Genomic DNA, 19,530 nt, shown 5'->3' on the forward strand with positions numbered 1-19,530 from the left:
TGACCATCTTGGGGAGCATCAGGCGATATATGCAGTTCGTCCAGCCATATAAATGGCAGATAGCCGGGACGATCCTGATCGGTTTAGTGAAATTCGGGATCCCGCTCCTGCTGCCATATTTAATAAAATATGTGGTAGACGACGTAATCGGCAATCCTGGCCTATCAGCCAGCGCCAAAACAGAAAAACTTCTTTGGGCCATGGGAATCATGGCATTCATTTTTGTTATAGTAAGGCCGCCGGTGGAATATTACCGGCAATATTTTGCCCAGTGGACAGGAAGTAAGATTTTGTTTGACATCAGGAACCGCCTGTACACACATGTGCAAAAACTCAGTTTCAAGTATTATTCAAATAACAGGGTCGGGGAAGTCATTTCACGGATCATCAATGACGTTGAGCAGACCAAAGACTTCGTCATGACCGGGATGATGAATCTCTGGCTCGACCTGGCAACAATCGTGTTCGTTGTGGCCATCATGTTTACCCTTGATGTAAAGCTGACCTTCGTGTCAATTTTGATGTTCCCATTCTATGCTCTATCCATCAAATACTTCTTTGGCACACTCAGATCGCTTACACGGGAGCGTTCCCAGGCGCTTGCAGAAGTCCAGAGCTATCTGCACGAAAGAATCCAGGGTATGCCGGTCATTAAAAGCTTTGCCATTGAAAATTATGAGCAGGCAAGATTCGGAAGCCAAAACAAAAATTATCTCGACAAAGCACTTAATCACACACGCTGGAATGCCAAATCATTCGGTGTTGTTAATACAATCACGGATATTTCACCGCTCCTTGTTATAGGATACTCAGCATACCTTGTCATACACGGAGACCTTACAGTAGGAACCATGGTAGCATTCGTCGCATACATTGACCGCCTATACGGCCCCCTGCGCCGGATGGTCAACTCGTCCACCACCCTGACACAGGCTTTTGCGTCAATGGACAGAGTCTTTGAGTTCATGGATGTCAAGTATGACATAGAAGATGCCCCTGATGCGAAGGAAGCAAAGAATATCAAAGGAAAGCTCTCTTTTGAAGATGTATCCTTTGCATACAATGAAGGGGAAGGAGATGTCCTGAAAAACCTATCACTTGAAGTCAGGCAGGGAGAAACCATTGCCCTGGTAGGGATGAGCGGAGGCGGAAAATCGTCCCTGGTCAGCCTGCTCCCGAGATTTTATGATGTGACAGGGGGACGCATCCTCCTGGATGGAGTGGATCTCAGAGATTATAAGGTGAGAAGTCTGCGGGACAAAATTGGGATGGTGCTGCAGGATAACATCCTGTTCAGCGAGTCCGTCATGGCTAACATCCTGATGGGCAAGCCCGATGCAACCGAAGAAGAAGTATACAGGGCCGCACGCGCTGCCAATGCCCATGACTTCATTACCAACCTGCCGCAGGGCTATGACACCAAAGTCGGCGAACGCGGCGTCAAGCTCTCAGGCGGTCAAAAGCAAAGAGTAGCCATCGCCAGGGTATTCCTGAAAAACCCGCCAATCCTGGTACTCGACGAAGCAACATCTGCCCTTGATCTCGAAAGCGAACACCTAATCCAGGAAGCACTCGAGAAACTAGCCAAGGACAGAACCACCTTTATCGTCGCACACCGGCTCTCAACCATAACCCATGCCGACCGCATCGTACTCATCGAATACGGCCAAATCGCAGAAATCGGCACACACGAAGAACTCATGAAAAAACAAGGCGGATACTACCGATTATTTCAAGTACAGCAATTGGACAACTAGAAAGGCGGAGAACGGTGCTTTTCAAGTGAAATATTTAAAAAGCATGATGACATACAAATAGAGTCAAAGGAATAAAACTCAGCAGAAAAGCAGACGCCTGACAGGCGTAAGCAGGGCGGTATAAAAAGGCCGCCCTTGCCTTTTAATGGCGGCCAGCTTACGACCGAAGGCGTCAGTTCGGAGCTGGACAACTAGAAAGGCGAAAAGCGGTGCCTCCCAACTAAGACTAAGGAATAATACTATGACTTGCCAATTTCGTAAAACCAGCTAGTTTAAGCAGGAAGGCAGAGATCCGATAAAGAAGACTTGCTGATTGGCGAGCGTTAGCGAAGACAGAAGCATAGTCGCCCTTATGCTTTTGCCAAGCATAAGACGAGCCGGCCATGAGAAGTGATCTTCTTCTCATGGCCGGCTTGGCTTATGACTCGAGGATCTCAGCTTGGAGCTGGACAACTAGAAAAGCGGAGAACGGTGCTTTTCAAAGAGTATATATATAAAACAGAATGAAGTACAAATCGTGTAATAACAGAAAAACTCAGCAGAAAAGCAGACGCCTGACAAGCGTGAGAAGGGCGGCATTAAAAGGCCGCCCTTTGCCCTTTAAAGGCGGCCGGCTTACGGCCGAAAAAGGGAATGAAGGATATTATCAGGGCGAAAATGAAAAGAAATGTCCTTTATAAGGTGGAATGAAGGATATTTCAGAGCAGGAGTGTGAGTGAAACGCCTTTTCTCAGGAGTATGAAGGACGTTTTGGAGCGGATTGGAGTGAAACGTCCCTTCATCAGGGGAATGAAGGACTTTTTGGAGCGGATGGTGGAGTAAAAAGTCCTTCATCGAGGTGGATGAAGAACATCTTCCTGGAAAAAGTAAAAAGATATGTCTTTCATATCCTCCTGAACAGAGGAGCTCCCGCGATAACAAATTACAGCCACTCCTTGCAAAACGAAATAAAACCTGCCATTAAGGCAGGTTTAGGAATCTTTATCATTTATGGATACATCATTCGTTTCACTGTGGAAAGAAAAGAAGCTGGTGATAAGTGTATCAAGATGCTCGATATCTTCCTCATATTCAATGATGGAGGAGACGATGGGCATCATATGGTAGAGGAGGCAGTATTGTTCATCGCTAAGATCCTCCGGCCCTTTCAGCAAGAGCTTTACCAGTTCCACTTTATTTCCGGTTTCTTCTGTGCTGAAGGTATGTGATTTGATTTTACCGTTATATTTCAGCATTACTTGTTCGTGCTGGTAGATGAGCATATCCATCTGCTGCTGGATGCTGGCCTGGAACTTCTCAGGCATCTGCTGCAGTTCGTTCTCGTAGCGATGAAGCCTTCTCAGTGTATCCAGAGCTTTTTTTACAGTGGAAATCATCTGCCGGTATACGACGAGTTTCCGGGATTTTGCTAGCCTTTCCCGCTTGAGGAAGTTTCTTTCTTCCTTGTACATCAGGTACAGCTGCTCAAGCTTGATGATTTCTTCTTTGAAGCGGCCGATTTCGGATTTCAGCTGGCCGTGGTCACTTGCATGACGGGTGTTAATCCGTATCCATTGAAATATTTCCTCAGCAAGTGAAGCGATCCTGGTGTATACTTTTGTTTCGTATTTGGGAGGCAGGAAAATTAAATTTACAACAAATGCAGATAATATCCCAATCAATATGGTTGAGAACCTGAGCCATGCAAAGTTTAAAAAATTGCCGCTTTGGCTCTCCATAATCGCAATCAGCGTTACAAGAGCTATGGAGATAGAGTTTTTCATATTATATTTCAAGTTGATCGATATGACGATGATGGCAGCAAGCCCGATAAAGAATGGATGATTCCCGAACAGCAGAACAAATGAAGTGGCAACAAAAGCGCCGACCAAATTAGCCTGGATTTGTTCGAGTATCGTTACATATGAACGATATATAGTGGGCTGTATGGCAAATATTGCTGAAATTGCAGCAAATACAGGTGTGGGCATGTTGAAGAACTGTGATACATAGATGGCTAAGACAATTGCAATTCCCGTTTTTAAAATGCGGGCGCCGAGCTTCATGAATAAATGTCCTTTCTGGATTTTGATCAAAGAATCCGTGGCATTTTTTTAGTAAACAATTATGTAATATACAAGCTTTCAGTAAGAAGTTCAATAGGCAGGGCTCACTTTTATTAAAATTATGCCTTTAGTTACTGTACATACCCTCTTTAAAAGAAAAAATATCATAAAAAAAAAGAGACTGGCCGCAATCAGGAGCCTGACACCTGTAGAACCATTAAGGAAGCATTTGCCGTTCCTTACTTGGGTCAACCGGGGAGTCAGGCCCTGGGGGTCAGTCTCTTTTAATGTTATTCAGTTGAAACAGACGGGTCAGCCTGTTCTTTGACCGGCTGGATCTGCACGAAGTGTGAAGAAGGGGAGTTGAGAAGTTTCCGCAATTCCTCTGCTTCAGCAGTTTGATCCTGCTCTTCCAGAAGGGTGATATACTGACCTAGCAGTTCCTGTACATCTTCTATGCCCCCGCTTGAAAGTCCCGTAATGGAAACCTTGGCCCCTATGGCAATCCGTCTTTCGATGGCTTCCCTGGTCAGGCCCATATCAGGCTGCAGCCTAAGATATACGCTTCCGCCAGTCATGCCGGCGCATATCCAAGGTCCCGGATCGCCGAGGACAAGGCCTCTTCCGTTTGTCATATATTCAAATGCAAACCCTTTAATATTGGCATTCACACCGATATTTCCGTGTTCCCTGGCAGGCAGGGGCTTCTTCAATCTTCCGCCGATGATAATATCGGCACCTGAGAGCCTGATTCCTGCTCTCGCATCTGCATCTCCCTGCGCGATCAAAAGGCCTTCCTGCGCGCCGTAGCCGAAGCCTTTCCCGACAGAACCGTTATAGAACCGGCCATCCTGTCCTTTAGACTTGAAAACCCGGACACTTCCGCCGAAGGAAGTTTTGCCGATCCCGTCCTGTGCACCGCCGGAAACTTCTATATCAATCCCGAAACTGTTATATGCTCCAAGACCGTTGCCAGGGATGGAATTCTGATAGGCAAGCTTGATATCCGGCAGCTGCTTGTAGGATCCGTCCAGGCGGTTTCTGACTCTGTGGCAGGAGACCCTGCTCGCCAGCACCCGCTGTTCAGACCGTACTGAGTCAAACTTCCGAGATTGATGAAGCTCATCAACGCTCGAATCCAGATATTCAGCACCTGCCGCCACTGCAAAGGATTCCTGCTCTCGTGATGCGGCAGCTTCTCTGTATGCAATCTGGCTGATATCAAGCGGTTTGAGCAGGTAGGTAAGATCAAGCTTATCCTGGCCTTTCACCTGTTCAAGCATATTGGATTTTCCGACTGCGTCCTGAAGGTTTTTAATCCCGGCTGCTGCCGCCAGCTCCTGGAGTTCCTGCCCGAATGCAGTGAAAAGATTGGTCAGCCCCTGCACGGCCAGATCAAACTTACGCGGGACAAATCTTCTAAGTCCATGTTCCTTGGCCTGTGCTTCTGTCTCAATCTGAGTGGCAATTCCGACGTGACAGGTGTCAAGATGGCAGCCGCGGCAGGTTGTGCACCCGACAGCAATCATGGAAAGAGTGCCAAAGCCGATGCGGTTCGCGCCGAGGAGCATGACTTTAAGGACATCATTTGCGCTCTTTATGCCGCCGTCCGCCCAAATTTCCACGGTATCCCGAATGCCTGCTTCAAGCAGGGCATTATGGGCTGCTTTTACGCCGATTTCAACAGGGAGGCCCACATGCTGCAGGGCATGAATCCGGGCAGCCCCTGTACCGCCGTCAAATCCGGAGAGGGTGATGATATCTGCGCCTGCCTTGGCGATACCGACAGCGATGGTTCCTATATTGGGTACAACAGGAACTTTTACTGCAACCTTGGCCTGATCGTTGGCCGTCTTCAGTTCATGGATCATTTGGGCAAGGTCTTCAATGGAATAAATATCATGGTTATTGGATGGCGAGATCAGGTCGGAACCGATGGTGGCGTTCCTTGCTTCAGCGATCTTTGCAGTCACCTTTGAACCTGGGAGATGGCCGCCCTCACCGGGCTTTGCTCCCTGGCCTATCTTGATTTCAAGAAGATTGGATGAGTTCAGGAGTTCTGCATTCACGCCAAAACGCCCGGATGCAATCTGCTGGCCGCGTGTGCGCGGATACTTGCCCAGCATATCCTTAATTTCTCCGCCTTCCCCATTTAAACTGATCATATTCATCCGGTCGGCTGCTTCCGCGTAGGCCCGGAATGCTATCTCGTTTTGCGAGCCAAAGCTCATGGATGAAATGAGGAACGGGAGGCTGTGCTCCCCTACGCTGATGTCGACAGTTTCAGCCGGCAGAGGGTCCTTCACAGTCTTTAGGCTGGTAAGGTGGCGGATCGCTGTCGGGTTCTCCTGCTCCTGTTCAGAAATCTTTTCCTTATAGGCTGAGTAGTCACCAGTAGCGGCAATCTCACCGATAGCCTTCCAAATTCGCGGGAAGACGTGGAACGATTTGGCTGCCCGTTCCTTTTCATTATAGAAATGTTCTGCCCTCTCCATGGCATCCTGCTTCAGATAGCTGATATCGTGGGAGATGGCATCAGAGCCGAAAAAGTTTACAATGGCCAGGACCTCAGCCAGATCCTCATGCAGTCCGATGCTTGAGAACAGCCGTCCATATCCGCGCAGTTCATGGATTCCAATCGTCGAGATGACCTTTTCAAGGCCTTTGACGAGGGCATTATAAAGATTGATCAGCGGCTTAGGATCGGTATCTGCCACCGTCAGGAACATGTAATAAGGATTGATGGCATTAGCGCCAAGCCCGTAGGCCAGGATCAAATCATGCAATGAGCGGATGGAGGCTGACCTGAGCAGGATGGAGCACTCCCGCCGCAGTCCGGCATTCGTCAAATGGCGGTCTACAGCCGAGGTTGCAAGCAACGGATCCAGCCAGTAGTGACCATCCAGATGGACCTTGCTGTCATCCAGGACCAAAAATGCTTTTCCTGAGCGGGCTGCATCTTCAGCTTCCAGGCTGATTCTCTTCAATGCATCCATCACAGATTCATCAGTCTTGACTGCAGCCGTGATTACAGCTGCACGGCCATCCTTTTGAAAGAGGTGCAGAATCTGCTCATAGCCCGGCTGTATGATCTCAGGCGAACTGATTGTACCCGGCAGTCCTTCAAGGACGATGGGAGAGAGAAGCTCGATAACTGAATGGGCTTCTTCCGCTTTGAATAATGACGGTCTTCTGCCAAGGATCGTACGGGTGGAGAAGTGTTCAGTCTCACGGTCCCGGTCGATGGCAGGGTTGGTTACCACTGCGACACTTTCCTTAATGAAATCGGCGATGTTTTTCCTTTCGGGATTTACAGCTGCAAGAGGCGCATCATGACCGAGCGACCTGATTGGTTCTGCCCCTTTTTCAGCCATCTGCTCTACGAGCTGGACATGGTCACGCTCCCAGCCGAAGGATTTATACATGCCGTTATGCAGTTTTTCAATTGTATTCTGTGTGACCACTTTCTCTACAGCCGGCGGGAGGAGGCGGACACGGTCGCCGGAAAGCATGAGCTTCTGCTGGAACAGCGAATAGACCTCCTCCTGGTATGCGCTGTATTCATAGACCTTTATCTTTCCATCTTCCCACTTGAGGCCAACCTTTTCACCGGGTCCGAGCGGTTTAGGGTCGGCTGTGTAATCAGCAGACGCTATAATCCCCGGCTCCGAGGAAAATAGATACGATGTTTCCGTACTAAGCTGCCAAAGCGGTCTCAGGCCAAGGGCGTCAACGGAGAATACCGCTTCATGCCCGAACCTGGAAATAATGCCGGCAGGACCCTGGGCATAATGTCCCCATGCCTCGCGCAGGTAAGTATACAGATCCTGCAGATGTTCAGGATATTGCTTCATTTCACTGATGATAGGCGGGAACAGAACATCCATAGCCTCAAAAAGGGAGTAACCATGCCGGCAGATAAGCGTTTCAATCGTCCTGCTCAAATCCTGTGAATCACTGCCCTGCTTTACAAGGGGAACGTCGATCATCCGTGCTTCGTCGCGAAGCTTGGCTATGGTATTGATTTCTCCGTTATGTCCCAGCACACTGAACGGCTGGACTCTGAAAAAGCTGGATAATGTATTTGTTGAATAGCGATTATGTCCAAGTGTCATGGTGGAAGCGATCAGCGGGTCGGAAAGGTCCTTATAGTATTTAGGGAGGATATCGCCCGCCCCCATCACTTTATATACCGCATGATACTGGCTGAGTGACGAAACATGTATATTTTCATTACTTTCAAGTTCAACGATCAATTCAAACAGCATCTTTGAACGCTCTTGCTGATCGGCTGCAGGGGCAAGGCCGGCTATCTGCCAGAACAAAGGATTCTCCTGAAGGGCAATCGGGCCAAGGGCCTCTGGATCATGGACTCCATCTGTTTCGAATTCAACAGAAAGGCCGCGTTCCGCAAGCTTCCTGTGGATAAATTCCTTCAACGGTTTCTTATCTGTCTTACTGTTGAAGAAAAAATGGCCGACAAAAAAAGCTTCACTGGCACAAAGTGCAGAGTCAATGCCGGATACTTCAAGCTTTTTCTCCCATAATGAACGGGGGATGTCAATGTGGATGCCAACTCCGTCACCTTCGTTGTTGATAAACCCTGCCCGGTGATTCATCGTCACCAATGCATCGATACAGGAGAATATATTGGCCCGCGTCGGAACCTGCTCTTTTTCAATGCATGCAACAATTCCGCAGGCGTCATGTTCGTGCTTATAATATTCTTTGAATGAAGCCGGATTCCATGTCTGGGTCATTGGATAGGCGATATAAGGAACGAACCTTATATTCTGCCGTTCACCTCCTATGGGATAACTTAAACTGATAGCACAAAATTTTCAGAATAGTATGTTTATAGTAGCACTTTAAATTGGAAAAATCAATGAATATGCAAGTAGGTGAATATGCCTGAAAGTGTATATAAAATCAGGCAAAAATTAAAACTTTCTTTGTAAGCGTTTTCAAACTTATTCAGAGAAAAAACTCCCGGGATGAAAGCGCCCGGGAGTGAATAATAAATGTATATTTATAACTACTTTTTATGCCAGCTGTGCAAAGGCTTGCTCGACGGCCTGAATGGTTTCCTTTATATCCTTATCCGTATGGGCTGTGGTGATGAACCATGCTTCGTACTTGGAAGGGGCCAGGTTGATGCCCTGGTTCAGCATGAGCTTGAAGAACTTTGCAAACAGATCGCCGTCTGTATTTTCAGCCTGTTCATAATTGACTACTTTCTCTTTGGTGAAGTAAATGGTCAGGGCTCCCTTTAACCTGTTGATGGTAATGGGAACGCTGTGTATTGCTGCCGCATGCAGTATCCCATCCTCAAGGATGGCTCCCAGGCGATCAAGCTCTTCATATACACCGTCTTCTTTCAGGACTTCAAGGCAGGCAATCCCTGAAAGCATGGAAGCTGGGTTCCCAGCCATGGTCCCTGCCTGGTACGCCGGGCCGAGCGGAGCCACTTTCTCCATGATCTCCCTGCGGCCGCCATATGCTCCGATAGGGAGGCCGCCGCCGATAATTTTGCCGAGAGCCGTAAGATCAGGCTGTACGCCTAAGAGATCCTGGGCGCCGCCATACATAAACCGGAAGGCTGTGATCACTTCGTCGTAAATAACAAGGCCGCCCGCATCGTGCACAAGCCTGTTCACTTCTTCGAGGAATCCGGGCTTTGGCTCGACAATGCCGAAGTTGCCGACAATCGGTTCCACCAGGATCGCGGCAATTTCGTCGCCCCATTTGGCGAGTGCCTCTTTTAAGGGTTCCGTCTCATTGAAAGGAACCGTGATCACCTCATTGGCGATTGATTTCGGCACACCTGCGGAATCCGGTGTACCGAGTGTGGAAGGGCCGGATCCTGCTGCCACCAGGACAAGGTCTGAGTGGCCGTGATAACAGCCGGCAAATTTAATGATCTTGTCCCGGCCGGTATAGGCACGGGCCACCCGTATGGTCGTCATGACAGCTTCTGTGCCTGAATTAACGAAACGCACTTTCTCAAGGTTAGGCATGGCTTCTTTCAACATCTTTGCAAAGGTCACTTCATAGGGTGTCGGCGTTCCAAATAGAATACCATTTTCGGCGGCCTTGGTTATGGCAGCTGTGATATGGGGATGGGCATGTCCCGTAATGATGGGGCCATATGCTGCCAGATAATCGATATATTTATTGCCGTCCACATCATAGAAGTAGGCTCCCTTTGCTCTTTCCATTGCCACCGGCGACCCGCCGCCAACAGCCTTATAGGAACGGGATGGACTGTTGACGCCCCCGACAATGTGCTCCTGTGCTTCTTTATGTAATGATTCTGATTTTAGGAATTCCATACTTACCTCCAACATTTCTTTTCAAGCCTCCCATTATTCTAGCACTTTGACATACTTGAATACAGAAGTATGTCTCATGCTTAATTTTCCAATCAGGTATATGCCGGGAGGACGGGCCGTACATTTATAATAAAGAGGAATCTTTTCTAAAAGATTGTTATTTTGTAATGAGTTTTGTAAGGAGATAAAAATAATTAAACAAGTTGATTGGAGCGGAAGGCGCGAGACTCCTGTTCCAGCTGCGAGACTTATGCTTTTCGGGTAACTGCCTGCCAAATTAGTCTATTTTTATAATTAAAATTGATAAAACATTGTACATTTAATGTTATCAAATTTAGCAGGAACCGTTCTCCGCTTTTCGCCTGAGGGAGCTGCGGGACAGGTGAGACCCCGCAGGCAAAGCCGAGGAGGCTCAGTGCCCGCCCCGCTCAAATGGAGTACCTGCAGCGGAAAACCAACTTTCCTGTTCAAAAGCCGTAATGTAAGCGAAACAGCCTAAAGAAATAATAACTGAGGGATGCTACTTGATAAACATATTGCTGATGGCAGCGATCTTTTGCATGTTTATGAGTCTCAAGGGACTATTCACTCCAATTGGTGAGCTGGATAAAAATCTGACGGTAAGGAATTTTATTTGGCTTGGACTGTTATATGGTACTATTACACTAGGGTTTGCACTCATCTACTTGCTTTTGGAATTAAAAAGCTATACAGTTTTGCTTGAAAAGGGACAGCCTTTAGAGGGAAGTTACATATATAAACTTGGTACCACCCTGTATTTCAGTTCCATCACGTTCTTTTCTGTAGGCTATGGCGATTTGGTTCCGAGCGGATTCGGGCGGATTGTGGCATCCATTCAAGCCTTTATGGGTTATGCCCTCCCGGCAGCTTTTGTCGTAAGGTCGGTATTCCACGGAGGGGCGTCTGATAAACCATGAATATCCGCTGCCGTAAAAATACTTTTCATGCCTGCAGGCTGTCTTTTATAGCATGTATTATCTTCAAATGGAGGCGTTACCATGGAAATACAAACGGGCAATACTGCCCCGGATTTTACCCTTGAAGCGAGCAATGGGGAGAAGATCAGCCTGTCCGATTACAGAGGTAGAAATGTGGTGCTGTACTTTTATCCAAAGGATATGACCCCGGGCTGTACCACGGAAGCCTGCGATTTCCGGGATAAGCATGAGGAATTTGAAGGGCTTGATACTGTCATCATCGGCATAAGCCCAGACCCGGTGAAAAAGCATGAAGCTTTTATAGAAAAGTATGGCCTGCCCTTCCTCTTGCTGGCAGACCCTGACCATATAGCTGCAGAAGCGTATGGTGTCTGGAAATTAAAAAAGAACTTCGGGAAAGAATATATGGGGATTGAGCGTTCGACCTTCATCATCGGTAAAGATGGCCGAGTGGTCAAGGACTGGCGCAAGGTAAAGGTAAAAGGGCATGTTGATGAAGCCCTGCAATATATAAAAGAAAATTTATAGACAAAGGGAGAAAAAATCATGAGAGATAATCGGTTAACGAAGCTTGCAAATGTGCTGCTGACCCATTCTGTGGCTATAAAAGAGAATGAACGCGTGCTGATCAGGGGGAGTGTTACTGCCCAGCCTCTTATTAAGGAATTGATCGATGGTGCCTATAGTCTTGGTGCATATCCTTATGTAGAACTAATGGAAGAAGAAATCAGCCAGCATCTTGCTATGGGGGCAACCAGGGAGCAGCTCGAGACGCAGGCGGCGTGGATGTTGAAGAAATATGAAGATGTCGATGCAGTCATCATTGTGATCGGAGAAGAAAATGATTCTGAGATGAGCGAAATCCCTTCAGAAAAACACAGGATACGAGGGGAAATCATGAAGCCGGGAACGTTCTTTTATGTGAATAACAGAAGGTGGGTCCTCCTGAATTACCCAACCAAGGGTCTTGCTCAAAAAGCGGGCATGAGCACAAGGAGATTCGAAGACTATCTCCTGGATGTATGCACTGTCGATTACAGTAATATGCGCAAAGCCATGCAGCCCCTCAAGGAGCTTATGGAAAGAACGGATAAGGTGCGCCTTGTTTCGCCGGGAACAGATCTGACTTTTTCAATTAAAGGAATTCCTGCCGTTGTATGCTCTGGTGAAAATAATATCCCGGATGGCGAGGTTTTTACTGCTCCGGTTAAAGACAGTGTCAATGGAACCATCGCCTTTAATACTCCATGCCCTTATCATGGGACTAACTTCAGGAATGTTTCCCTGACATTCAGAGACGGAAAAATCGTTGAGGCATCAGCAGATCAGACTGAAAAAATCAATAAAGTTTTCGATACAGATGAAGGTTCTCGTTATGTTGGCGAGTTTGCCATCGGTGTCAATCCGATGATCAAGGAGCCGATGGGCGATATCCTATTTGATGAAAAAATCTGTGGAAGCCTGCATTTCACTCCTGGGGAAGCGTATGAAGATGCCGACAATGGCAACCGTTCATCCATACATTGGGATATGGTGCTGATTCAGCGCCCTGAATACGGAGGCGGGGAAATTTACTTCGACGATGTGCTGATCCGCAAAGATGGATTATTTGTTATAGAGGAACTTGAAGGATTAAATCCTGAACGGTTGATCTAAGAAGCCCTTTTTATCCAAAGAGGGTATTTGTCCACTCCTTCATCTGGAAAATGCATATCATTACATTAGGAATACCTCCTCAGATGAATGACCTTTCGGGCCCTGGCGGCCCGTTTTTTATTGGCTGAAAATTCCCCTGTGCCCCATGGCGTGATAAACTTTTCTTAAAATTCATTGATAAGGGATGACTTTTTCATGCTTATACAATTCACATTCACACCGCCGGCTGACTTGCAGCAGCAGTTAATAAACAACTACCCGGACATCACCTTCAGGTTTCAGAAGTCCATAGCAGCTGATGATCGCTATCTTCCGGAAGCGAAAATCCTGGTCACATACGGTGAAGACCTCGAGGATGTACATATACAACATGCAAAGCGCCTGGAATGGGTCATGGTCATGTCTGCAGGGCTTGAAAGAATGCCTTTCAAAGCTTTGCTGGATAAGGATGTCCGAGTTACGAACGCAAGAGGGATCCATAAAATCCCGATGGCTGAGTTTACCATCGGAAGGATACTGGAAGTTGAAAAGAAAATGCGGGAGCTGCGGGAATTAGAGAAAAAACATATCTGGGATAGAGATCATCAGTTTGGGGAGCTATACGGAAAGACCATGATTGTGATCGGAGCCGGCGCAATCGGAAGTGAAGTGGCGCGCCTTGCAAAAGCATTTGGAATGTCGGTGGCTGGAATCAACAGAGACGGCCGGCCGGCAGAGCACTTCGACAGAACAGCAGGCATGCAGAAATTGATGGACGAGATTCCTGCCGGTGATTATATTGTGTCGGTGCTGCCAAGCACCGCGGAGACAAAGCATTTCCTGACAGATCAGCACTTTAATGCCATGAAGGAAGGTGCGATATTCATCAACATAGGCAGAGGAGATGCTGTAGAGGAAAAGGTGCTGCTTGGAGCCCTCCAAAATGGATGCATCAGGCATGCTATACTGGACGTTTTTCATGAAGAGCCGCTTCCTGCTGAACACCCATACTGGGAAATGGATTCAGTGACCATTTCTCCCCATATATCGAGCATTTCGCAAAATTACCTGCCGCGCTGCTTTGAGATCTTTGAGTATAATCTACAGCGCTTCTTGAAGGGAAAAAAGGATTTTAAAAATGAAATTGACTTGGAAAGAGGGTACTAAAGCATGAAGATTTATACGAAAACAGGAGACAAGGGCACTACATCACTTATATACGGTCAGAGAGTGAACAAGAATGACATGCGGGTAGAGGCTTACGGGACGTGTGATGAAGCAAATTCCGCAATCGGTCTTGGCCTCAGTTATTTGCACGAAACAGAATTTGAGGGGAAGGAACTGCTCGCAGGCGATATCAACCAGATTCAGACCATCCTGTTCCATGTAGGAGCTGAGCTGGCTACGCCCCAAGGAAAAAAGGTCAGCTGGGAGCTTAAGGCTGAACATATTGAACAGCTGGAAGGGGCTATTGACAGGATGGAAGGAAGCCTTGCGCCGCTGAAAAATTTTATCCTGCCGGGCGGACATCCAGCCGGGGCTGCTTTCCATGTGGCCCGGACCATTGCCAGAAGAGCTGAACGGAACGCGGTTGGTATCGGTGAAGAAGTCAATCCGCTTGTGCTCTCATATCTGAATAGGCTCTCAGACTATCTTTTTGTTGCGGCCAGGTTCATAAATGCAAAACTTGGCGCAAATGAATTGAATCTCCACCAGGAATAGGCTCCTGAATTTTTTTATCTTCATTGAATACACTGTAAGAGAGGCAACCCTTTATACAGCAAGGAAAAGTTGACAAAAAAGCAAGCTGGGCTGTACACTATTTATAACCATTATAATGTGAAAATAAATCCTATTTAGAAAAGAGGTGCATGGCGGTGTCCCAAATTCAGCTTAAAGAAGCATTAGAAGCGTTAAAAGAAACTGGGGTAAGAATCACTCCGCAGCGTCATGCGATACTTGAGTATCTTATTCAATCCATGACACATCCAACAGCCGATGATATTTATAAAGCCCTAGAAGGAAAGTTTCCGAACATGAGTGTCGCCACTGTTTATAATAACCTGCGGGTATTTCGTGAAGTGGGATTGGTGAAAGAGCTCAATTACGGAGACTCCTCGAGCAGATTCGACTTTGTCACCACCGACCACTATCATGTAATCTGTGAGTCCTGCGGCAAAATGGTCGATTTCCATTATCCCGGACTTGATGAAGTTGAACACCTGGCATCCCATGTTGCCGGCTTCAAAGTCCACAGCCACAGGCTCGAGGTGTACGGAACCTGTGCCGACTGCTCAGCAAAAGAGGCTCATTAAGATCATCAGCATCAGTCAGCCTGACTGCCAAACCATGCCGGCCACTCGCGCCTGGCTGATGTCGGCGGACCGGCTTTTTTTATTTCAAAAAGAAAAGACCTTCATGCGGTTATGCATTCAGGTCTTTTCTTTTTTTGTTGTACTTTTCATCAAAATCCTTGCCTTCAAGGCTCTTATCGAGTGTGAGCGGTTCGTTGCAATACATACACATATCCACCCTGCCAAGCACTTTTGTAACTTTGCCGCAGTTAGGGCACTGCACCTGTACTGTTTTTGTGGACAGCATACCTATCCAAAAATACACGACCGTACTGGCAATAATAAAGAGAAGGCCGAGGATCATAAATATAGTCATCACAAGCGGCGATGTTCTAAAAAAGATTCCGGCGTACATTACTATGAATCCAATAAAAATCAAACTTAATGCAAAAGTCCGAATTTTATTAATTTTATTTGAGTATTTAGCCATGCTTGTCCCTCCCGATAATTAACTATATCATAAATGAGTCGTAAGAATTAACATAAAAAAGAAAAAGGATTTATGAAGGTTTTTATCGAATCTGGTTAAAAGAAGATTTTGTTTATCAGATGAGAAATAGGTTTCTTGGAGGTACTCATATGGAAGATATACTTCGACCAATATACCAGGAACGTGCCAGCTGGCCTTCTACACTGGGCGTGCTCCTGATTGAAAAAAATCCCAATGAAGTTTCGACAACCGATACGTTTGATTACATTTTGCTGATGGTGGTAAATGATTCGGATGAGCCTGTTACCATTAAGCATTATATGTACAAAGATCAAAAAGCCGCCCTGCACATCGTTCATCAGGATCAGCTGGATGAATGGATGCTGCTTGGGACAAACAAGAAAATCATCGAGTGGATTTTCAATGGCAGGATCGTGTTTGATCGTAATGAATACCTTGAAAATCTGCGGACCGAGCTGCAGGAGTTTCCATTTTACGGCCGCAAGCTAAAAACGGGCATCGAATTTGCCAAGCTGATCAGAAGATATCTGGATGGCAAGTCTTTCTTTGAGAACGGCCATTTCCTGGATGCGTACAATCATATCATTCACTCGCTTCATCACCTGGCACGCCTGGAAATAATCGATCAAGGCTTTCATCCTGAGGTTACAGTATGGAATCAGGTAAGGCTGATCCGTCCCCAGATCTTCAAACTGTATGAAGAACTGGTATCCAGCCAGGAGTCACTCAGCAAAAGGCTGGAATTATTATTTTTGGCAAGTGAGTTTTTAATTCACTCAAGAACACAATTGGGTTCACAGCATATAATTGATGTATTGAGTGCCAAAGAGGGGTATTGGTCCATTGCCGAACTTATTCAGCACCCGGAACTGAGATACTACTCGGTTGATCTGGAAATTGTACTCGAATATCTAGTCGATAAGAATGTGGTGGATATAGTAGAGGTGGAGACAAAAGGCCAGGGCATTTATCATCGATATTATACAGTTCATGGGGAAGTGTAAAAAAGTTATCGTAAAAAAGTATTTTTAGTATTGACCCTCCTTCTGAATGGTGATATATTTATAAACGTCGCTGCGGGACATTACGTTTTCGCTAGCGGCGAAAAAAACTTTAGAAAAAAGCTATTGACTTACCACTTGCTAACATGGTATGATAATAAAGTCGCTTTTGACAAAATGTTCTTTGAAAACTGAACGAAACAAGACGCCAGTTACTTCTTATTTTATAGGAAGTAAACAAAACAAGTTTTAAAATTTATGAGCTATATCGAACACTTTTCGGAGAGTTTGATCCTGGCTCAGGACGAACGCTGGCGGCGTGCCTAATACATGCAAGTCGAGCGGACTTCAGGGAGCTTGCTCCCTGAAGTCAGCGGCGGACGGGTGAGTAACACGTGGGCAACCTGCCCTTGAGATCGGGATAACTTCGGGAAACCGGAGCTAATACCGGATAGGTCTTTCCCTCACATGAGGGAAAGAGGAAAGACGGTTTCGGCTGTCACTCAAGGATGGGCCCGCGGCGCATTAGCTAGTTGGTGGGGTAACGGCTCACCAAGGCCACGATGCGTAGCCGACCTGAGAGGGTGATCGGCCACACTGGGACTGAGACACGGCCCAGACTCCTACGGGAGGCAGCAGTAGGGAATCTTCCGCAATGGACGAAAGTCTGACGGAGCAACGCCGCGTGAGTGAAGAAGGTTTTCGGATCGTAAAACTCTGTTGTCAGGGAAGAACAAGTGCCATAGTAACTGATGGCACCTTGACGGTACCTGGCCAGAAAGCCACGGCTAACTACGTGCCAGCAGCCGCGGTAATACGTAGGTGGCAAGCGTTGTCCGGATTTATTGGGCGTAAAGCGCGCGCAGGCGGTCTTTTAAGTCTGATGTGAAAGCCCACGGCTCAACCGTGGAGGGTCATTGGAAACTGGGAGACTTGAGTGCAGAAGAGGAGAGTGGAATTCCACGTGTAGCGGTGAAATGCGTAGAGATGTGGAGGAACACCAGTGGCGAAGGCGACTCTCTGGTCTGTAACTGACGCTGAGGCGCGAAAGCGTGGGGAGCGAACAGGATTAGATACCCTGGTAGTCCACGCCGTAAACGATGAGTGCTAAGTGTTAGAGGGTTTCCGCCCTTTAGTGCTGCAGCTAACGCATTAAGCACTCCGCCTGGGGAGTACGGCCGCAAGGCTGAAACTCAAAGGAATTGACGGGGGCCCGCACAAGCGGTGGAGCATGTGGTTTAATTCGAAGCAACGCGAAGAACCTTACCAGGTCTTGACATCCTCTGACACTCCTAGAGATAGGACGTTCCCCTTCGGGGGACAGAGTGACAGGTGGTGCATGGTTGTCGTCAGCTCGTGTCGTGAGATGTTGGGTTAAGTCCCGCAACGAGCGCAACCCTTGATCTTAGTTGCCAGCATTCAGTTGGGCACTCTAAGGTGACTGCCGGTGACAAACCGGAGGAAGGTGGGGATGACGTCAAATCATCATGCCCCTTATGACCTGGGCTACACACGTGCTACAATGGATGGTACAAAGGGCAGCAAAGCCGCGAGGCCGAGCGAATCCCATAAAGCCATTCTCAGTTCGGATTGCAGGCTGCAACTCGCCTGCATGAAGCCGGAATCGCTAGTAATCGCGGATCAGCATGCCGCGGTGAATACGTTCCCGGGCCTTGTACACACCGCCCGTCACACCACGAGAGTTTGTAACACCCGAAGTCGGTGGGGTAACCTTTATGGAGCCAGCCGCCTAAGGTGGGACAGATGATTGGGGTGAAGTCGTAACAAGGTAGCCGTATCGGAAGGTGCGGCTGGATCACCTCCTTTCTAAGGAAAAAGCGATCTTGTTTCGTTCAGTTTTGAGGGAGCATTCTCTCAAAACCAAAAATAAATTAGAAGCGAGCTATTCGAGGAAGCAAGCGAATGAACACCGGATCGTACTTTACGTACGTGAGGATGTGAATGAGTGAAGCTGACGAAGAAGAGCGACGTTTATCATTTATTTTTTCGTTCTTTGAAAACTAGATAACAATATAAGGCAAAAATGATTTGCGTCATTTTACCGCATCGAGTAATAAACCGAGTTAAGTTTTATTGTTTTATTATAGGTCGATGATTCAAGACCTGACAGCCCTTCGGGCTTAGGGGAAGAACATCAGCCGAATTGGTTAAGTTAGAAAGGGCGCACGGTGAATGCCTTGGCACTAGGAGCCGATGAAGGACGGGACTAACACCGATATGCTTCGGGGAGCTGTAAGTAAGCTTTGATCCGGAGATTTCCGAATGGGGAAACCCACTGTTCGTAATGGAACAGTACCTTCACCTGAATTCATAGGGTGATGGAGGCAGACCCGGGGAACTGAAACATCTAAGTACCCGGAGGAACAGAAAGCAAATGCGATTTCCCAAGTAGCGGCGAGCGAAACGGAATGTAGCCCAAACCGAAAGGCTTGCCTTTCGGGGTTGTAGGACACTCTATACGGAGTTACAAAGGAACGGGGTAGACGAAGAGACATGGAAAGGTCCGTCGAAGAAGGTAACAACCCTGTAGTCGAAACTTCGTTCCCTCCAGAGTGGATCCTGAGTACGGCGGGACACGTGAAATCCCGTCGGAAGCAGGGAGGACCATCTCCCAAGGCTAAATACTACCTAGTGACCGATAGTGAACCAGTACCGTGAGGGAAAGGTGAAAAGCACCCCGGAAGGGGAGTGAAAGAGATCCTGAAACCGTGTGCCTACAAGTAGTCAGAGCCCTATGTCCCTTTTGGGAAACGGGTGATGGCGTGCCTTTTGTAGAATGAACCGGCGAGTTACGATTTCATGCAAGGTTAAGTTGATGAGACGGAGCCGCAGCGAAAGCGAGTCTGAATAGGGCGAATGAGTATGAGGTCGTAGACCCGAAACCAGGTGATCTACCCATGTCCAGGGTGAAGTTCAGGTAACACTGAATGGAGGCCCGAACCCACGCACGTTGAAAAGTGCGGGGATGAGGTGTG

General features: G+C 47.4%; 12 protein-coding genes and 2 rRNA genes (1 of these 14 running past the window's edge). 10 read left to right on the forward strand and 4 right to left on the reverse strand.

Translation table 11 applies throughout. From position 1 onward, the window contains the following. Positions 1-8: 8 nt before the first annotated feature. A complete protein-coding gene (locus V1501_RS04130) occupies positions 9-1,757 on the forward strand; it encodes an ABC transporter ATP-binding protein (protein ID WP_409291585.1) in 1,749 nt (582 codons plus the stop codon). A 971-nt stretch (positions 1,758-2,728) separates the two neighbouring features. Here the strand turns inward: V1501_RS04130 and V1501_RS04135 are convergent. The 3 genes from V1501_RS04135 to V1501_RS04145 form a co-directional block, all read right to left on the reverse strand. Next, entirely contained in the window at positions 2,729-3,802 is a 1,074-nt protein-coding gene (locus tag V1501_RS04135; RefSeq protein ID WP_409291586.1) for an FUSC family protein, read from the reverse strand. A gap of 290 nt (positions 3,803-4,092) precedes the next feature. After that, the gene (locus V1501_RS04140; protein WP_409291587.1) at positions 4,093-8,562 is read right to left on the reverse strand and encodes a glutamate synthase-related protein; all 4,470 of its coding nucleotides are present in this window, start codon (positions 8,560-8,562) and stop codon (positions 4,093-4,095) included. 282 nt (positions 8,563-8,844) lie between these two features. Further along, entirely contained in the window at positions 8,845-10,134 is a 1,290-nt protein-coding gene (locus tag V1501_RS04145; protein ID WP_409291588.1) for a glutamate-1-semialdehyde 2,1-aminomutase, read from the reverse strand. 524 nt (positions 10,135-10,658) lie between these two features. On the opposite strand from V1501_RS04145, the gene V1501_RS04150 reads away from it, so the two are divergent. From V1501_RS04150 to perR, 6 genes are all read left to right on the forward strand, one after another. Beyond that, the gene (locus V1501_RS04150) at positions 10,659-11,072 is read left to right on the forward strand and encodes an ion channel (RefSeq protein ID WP_409291589.1); all 414 of its coding nucleotides are present in this window, start codon (positions 10,659-10,661) and stop codon (positions 11,070-11,072) included. Between the two features lie 81 nt (positions 11,073-11,153). Then, positions 11,154-11,621: a thioredoxin-dependent thiol peroxidase gene (bcp, locus tag V1501_RS04155; protein ID WP_409291590.1), complete on the forward strand. Its 468-nt coding sequence runs from the start codon at positions 11,154-11,156 to the stop codon at positions 11,619-11,621. 18 nt (positions 11,622-11,639) lie between these two features. After that, on the forward strand, positions 11,640-12,749 hold the full coding sequence (locus V1501_RS04160) for an aminopeptidase (RefSeq protein WP_409291591.1): 1,110 nt from the start codon (positions 11,640-11,642) through the stop codon (positions 12,747-12,749). 195 nt (positions 12,750-12,944) lie between these two features. Continuing rightward, positions 12,945-13,895, forward strand: coding sequence for a D-2-hydroxyacid dehydrogenase (locus tag V1501_RS04165; protein ID WP_409291592.1), 951 nt, complete (start codon positions 12,945-12,947; stop codon positions 13,893-13,895). A 3-nt stretch (positions 13,896-13,898) separates the two neighbouring features. After that, positions 13,899-14,450, forward strand: coding sequence for a cob(I)yrinic acid a,c-diamide adenosyltransferase (locus V1501_RS04170; protein WP_409291593.1), 552 nt, complete (start codon positions 13,899-13,901; stop codon positions 14,448-14,450). Between the two features lie 149 nt (positions 14,451-14,599). Then, the gene (gene perR, locus V1501_RS04175) at positions 14,600-15,043 is read left to right on the forward strand and encodes a peroxide-responsive transcriptional repressor PerR (RefSeq protein WP_409291594.1); all 444 of its coding nucleotides are present in this window, start codon (positions 14,600-14,602) and stop codon (positions 15,041-15,043) included. A 109-nt stretch (positions 15,044-15,152) separates the two neighbouring features. On the opposite strand, the gene V1501_RS04180 is transcribed toward perR, so the two are convergent. After that, positions 15,153-15,512, reverse strand: a complete 360-nt coding sequence (locus V1501_RS04180) for a YgzB family protein (protein ID WP_409291595.1) — start codon at positions 15,510-15,512, stop codon at positions 15,153-15,155. 149 nt (positions 15,513-15,661) lie between these two features. Here V1501_RS04180 and V1501_RS04185 point away from each other — a divergent pair, with 149 nt between their 5' ends. The 3 genes from V1501_RS04185 to V1501_RS04195 form a co-directional block, all read left to right on the forward strand. Continuing rightward, positions 15,662-16,537: a nucleotidyltransferase-like protein gene (locus V1501_RS04185; protein ID WP_409291596.1), complete on the forward strand. Its 876-nt coding sequence runs from the start codon at positions 15,662-15,664 to the stop codon at positions 16,535-16,537. 273 nt (positions 16,538-16,810) lie between these two features. Next, a 16S ribosomal RNA gene (locus V1501_RS04190) occupies positions 16,811-18,361 on the forward strand. 339 nt (positions 18,362-18,700) lie between these two features. Then, a 23S ribosomal RNA gene (locus V1501_RS04195) occupies positions 18,701-19,530 on the forward strand (it continues 2,119 nt past the right edge of the window). Together the 16S and 23S rRNA genes form the textbook arrangement of a ribosomal RNA operon.

The organism is Paraperibacillus esterisolvens (assembly GCF_046237625.1).
Lineage (GTDB): Bacteria > Bacillota > Bacilli > Bacillales > DSM-1321 > Paraperibacillus > Paraperibacillus esterisolvens.